Genomic DNA, 3,263 nt, shown 5'->3' with positions numbered 1-3,263 from the left:
ACGGGCGGCAGCGCCCGGGTCGCGTCGGGACGCAGGGCCCGGGTGCGCTGCGGGAGCACATCGGTGACGGGGCGGCCACGGGCCCACGCCTCGAGGGCCATGAGGACCTCGTCGGCGTCGGGGCGCTGGCTCGGGTCGGGCGCGAGGGCGGCGTGCAGGAGCGGCGCCAGCTGCGGGTCGACCTCACGCAGGTCTGCGTCACCACGGCACACCCGGGCGAGGACCGCCTCCATCCCGCCACGACCGAAGGGGGAGCGTCCCGTGGCGGCGAAGACGAGCGTGGCCGCCCAGCCCCACCAGTCCGTGGCAGGGGTGACGTCGCCCCCTTCGACCAGCTCGGGCGAGAGATAGCCGGGAGTGCCCATCACGAGGCCGGTCATGGTCATCCGCGAGCTCTCGACGACGTGCGCGATGCCGAAGTCGATGACGACCGGGTCGTCGTCGAGCATGAGGACATTGCCGGGCTTGAGGTCGCGGTGGATGACGCCGACGCCGTGGATGGCGCGCAGCGCCTCGGCCAGACCGCGCGCCAGGGCGAGGAGCGACTCCGCGCCGAGCGGGCCGTCCTCCCGGACGCGCTGCTCGAGGCTCGGCCCGGGGACATAGCGGGTGACGATGTAGGGCTGGTCGGCCTCGAGGTCCGCGTCGAAGACGGGAGCGATCCGCTGCGAGCGCACTCGCGCGAGCGTGTCGACCTCGCGGGCCAGGCGCGCCCGGGCGTCCTCGTCGTGCGCCACGTGGGACCGCAGGACCTTGACGGCCACGGCCCGGCCTCGAGCGTCGAGAGCGAGGTGGACGATGCCCATCCCGCCCTGCCCCAGCTGCTGGAGCACCCGGTAGGGACCGATCGTGTCGAAGTCGGCCACACCCGTCTCACCACGCCCGTCAGGGGCGGGGTCGTCCCCGAGGAGCTGTGTCGTCATGACCCCAAGGGTAGAAGGCGTGTCATGGGAGGTGTCGGAGCATCGCCTGTATGCCTCCTGAGCGTGACGGTCACTGCGTGATGTAGGCCTCGAGCTGGTCCCGCTCGGCCGACAGGTCGCGGATGCGGTGCTTGACGACGTCACCGATGCTCACGATGGCCAGCAGCTTGCCCTCCCGCACCACCGGGACGTGGCGGATGCGGCGCTCGGTCATCTGGCTCTCCAGCTCGCTGATGTCGTCGTGCTCCCCGCAGGTGTGCACCTCGGCGGTCATGATCGCGCTCACCGGACCCTCGAGGACGGCGGCGCCGTCGCTGTGGATGTGTCGCACGACGTCTCGCTCGGAGACGATGCCGTCGACGTGACCCTCCCCCGAGGAGACCACCACGGCGCCGATGCGATGCTCCGCCAGACGGGCGAGGAGCTCACCGACGGAGGACTCCGGCGTGACAGTCACGACGTCGGTTCCCTTGCTGCGCAGTACGTCCGAGATCTTCATGTATCGACGTTAGTGGTCCGGGGGCGTGGGGGGAAGGGCTCCGGGGTACATAGGGTGGACCCAACAACTCCCGGAGGTGCACCGCCGTGCCACGTCAACGCACATTCGACCTCGTCATCGCCGCCAACCGACTGCCCGTCGATCGCGTCGTCACCCCCGATGGCCAGAGCGAGTGGCACCGCTCCCCCGGTGGCCTGGTCACTGCGATGGACTCGGTGATGCGCGGCCGTGATGGGGCCTGGGTCGGCTGGGCGGGCGAGGCCGGCGAGGCTCCCGCCCCCTTCGAGGAGTCGGGCATGTGGCTGCACCCCGTCGCCCTCTCCGAGGAGGAGCTGACGACCTACTACGAGGGCTTCAGCAACGAGACCTTGTGGCCGATCTACCACGACGTCATCGTCCCGGCGCACTTCCACCGCGAGTGGTGGCAGGACTACCAGGCGGTCAACCAGCGCTTCGCCGAGGCGGTCTGCCAGGTCGCGGCGAAGGGGGCCAAGGTCTGGGTCCACGACTACCAGCTCCAGCTCGTCCCGGCCATGGTGCGCGCGCTGCGGCCCGACCTGCGCATCGGCTGGTTCAACCACATCCCCTTCCCCCCGGTCGAGCTCTTCGCCCAGCTGCCCTGGCGCTCACAGATCCTCGACGGGCTGCTCGGTGCGGACTACCTCGGCTTCCAGCGGGCCACCGACGCACAAAACTTCGTCCGGGCCGCCCGCCAGCTCGACGGGCGCGCGACCCGTGGCGAGTGCGTGACTACGCAGGACACCAACGGTGACGAGCGGGTGGTCCGTGCCTCCGCCGTCCCGATCAGCATCGACTACGAGGGCCTCGAGACGCTGGCCAAGAGCGAAGCCGTCCAGGCACGGGCCGCGCAGATCCGCACCTCGCTGGGCAACCCCGACATCGTCCTGCTGGGGATCGACCGTCTCGACTACACCAAGGGCATCCGCCACCGCCTCAAGGCCTACGAGGAGCTGCTGGCGCAGGACGCCTTCCGGCCGCCCGAGGTGACCTTCGTCCAGGTGGCGACCCCCAGCCGCGAGCGTGTCGGGGCCTACAAGGACCTGCGCTCCGAGGTCGAGGCCACGGTCGGGCGGATCAACGGCACCTACTCCGCCCTCGGCTCCCCCGCCATGCACTACCTGCACCAGAGCTACCCGCGCGACGAGATGGCCGCTCTCTTCCAGGTGGCCGACGTCATGCTCGTCACGCCGCTCCGCGACGGCATGAACCTCGTCGCCAAGGAGTACGTCACCTGCCGGCACGACCTGGGCGGCGCGCTCGTGCTCAGCGAGTTCACCGGGGCGTGGCACGAGCTGCAGCAGTCCTTCGTGTGCAACCCGCACGACATCGAGGGGCTGAAGCAGACGATGCTGCGCGCCATCAGCACCGACCCCAAGGACAAGCGCCGCCTCATGCGCGCCTCCCGCCGCAGGGTCGCCGACCACGACGTGCAGCGATGGGCCGACCGATTCCTCACCAACCTCGAGATGGCGCCCGAGAAGCCCCCGACGAAGGGGGCATGACGGTGCCCCTCCCGCAGGACCTCACCACGGCGCTGACCACCGTCGCGGGCGTCCCACGGCTGCTCGTCGCGACGGACTTCGACGGGGTGCTCGCCCCCTTCGTCATCGACCCGATGGACTCCCGGGCCCAGCCGGGCACTCTCGAGTCCCTCACCAATCTTGCTGCGGCAGAGGGCACCTGGGCTGCCGTCGTGTCCGGCCGCGACCTGGCCACCCTCGACCGGCTGACCGGGCTCGCCGGCTCGGCCGTCACCCGCATCGGCAGCCACGGCGGCGAGTCCAGCGCAGGGACGGCCCTGCCCGACGGCACCGCCGCCG

The 3,263-nt window shown here is 71.0% G+C and carries 4 protein-coding genes; 2 read left to right on the top strand and 2 right to left on the bottom strand.

Going from position 1 to position 3,263, the window contains the following annotated elements; genetic code table 11:
- Both JLI01S_RS16330 and JLI01S_RS16325 read right to left on the bottom strand, forming a co-directional pair.
- On the bottom strand, positions 1-923 hold a 923-nt coding region (locus tag JLI01S_RS16330; protein ID WP_157075024.1), incomplete at its 3' end, for a serine/threonine-protein kinase.
- A gap of 70 nt (positions 924-993) precedes the next feature.
- A complete protein-coding gene (locus JLI01S_RS16325; RefSeq protein WP_068266687.1) occupies positions 994-1,422 on the bottom strand; it encodes a CBS domain-containing protein in 429 nt (142 codons plus the stop codon).
- Between the two features lie 86 nt (positions 1,423-1,508).
- Here JLI01S_RS16325 and JLI01S_RS16320 point away from each other — a divergent pair, with 86 nt between their 5' ends.
- Complete coding sequence (locus JLI01S_RS16320) at positions 1,509-2,945, top strand: alpha,alpha-trehalose-phosphate synthase (UDP-forming) (protein ID WP_068266684.1); 1,437 nt, start codon at positions 1,509-1,511, stop codon at positions 2,943-2,945.
- Positions 2,942-3,263 (top strand): trehalose-phosphatase (locus JLI01S_RS16315; RefSeq protein WP_281177475.1); only part of this gene is annotated, 322 nt, incomplete at its 3' end. The genes JLI01S_RS16320 and JLI01S_RS16315, both read left to right, overlap by 4 nt.

It is taken from the genome of Janibacter limosus NBRC 16128 (genome assembly GCF_001570985.1).
Lineage (GTDB): Bacteria > Actinomycetota > Actinomycetes > Actinomycetales > Dermatophilaceae > Janibacter > Janibacter limosus.
Note: the sequence above shows the minus strand (reverse complement) of the source record. Positions and strands in the feature narration are given on the sequence as shown.

Excerpts from the sequence above, each read along its gene's own strand:
- JLI01S_RS16325 (WP_068266687.1), bottom strand. The coding sequence starts at position 1,422 with ATGAAGATCTCGGACGTACTGCGCAGCAAGGGAACCGACGTCGTGACT.